Origin of the sequence: Mesorhizobium sp. M7A.F.Ca.MR.362.00.0.0 (assembly GCF_004023175.1) — a bacterium.
Taxonomy (GTDB): domain Bacteria; phylum Pseudomonadota; class Alphaproteobacteria; order Rhizobiales; family Rhizobiaceae; genus Mesorhizobium.
This window is the reverse complement of the sequence record NZ_RZTF01000843.1, coordinates 1-528: the sequence shown is the minus strand read 5'-3', so window position 1 is coordinate 528 and position 528 is coordinate 1. Positions and strand designations below refer to the sequence as shown.

Below are 528 nucleotides of genomic sequence, written 5' to 3'. Positions count from 1 at the left end.
GTGTTCCGGAGGGGGCGGTTTCCAAGCCGCCGCTGACCACGATCGTCCAGCCGATCGCCGAGATGGGCCGCCTTGCCGTCAAGGCGATCCTTGAAAATGACGGTTCGTTCAGCCGGCAATCGCTGCCGGTCCAACTCGTGGTGCGAGCCTCATCCGGCCCCTCGCCCGCCTGAGCTCAACGGCCCATTCTTGTCGCCATGGCCGGCATCGCGAAGGATGCAGCATGGACGGGCGGTGCGGCGTTGTGAGCCGGCCTGCTTTTGCCGGACCAGGCAAGGCCCGATAGCCATTCGAGATAGTAGGCGAGCGCGAACTGCATGACGATGCCGGCCGATATCAACAGGCTGTCATAGGCAAATCCGCCCGGATTGATCAGCTTCAGCACTTGCGCCGCCATTGCAAGCACCGTGCCGGCAATGAAAACCGGCAGCGATCGTTTGCCCAATATGGCAAGCGGATGATCGCGTCCGGTGCGAAACAGGTTCGAGACCGCCGGGAAGGCCACGATCAGGTAGCTCACCGCCAATA

The 528-nt window shown here is 62.7% G+C and carries 1 protein-coding gene; it reads right to left on the bottom strand.

What is annotated here, in order from left to right:
• Positions 1-175: 175 nt before the first annotated feature.
• On the bottom strand, positions 176-528 hold a 353-nt coding region (gene opgC / locus EOC06_RS38100), incomplete at its 5' end, for an OpgC domain-containing protein (RefSeq protein WP_164899039.1).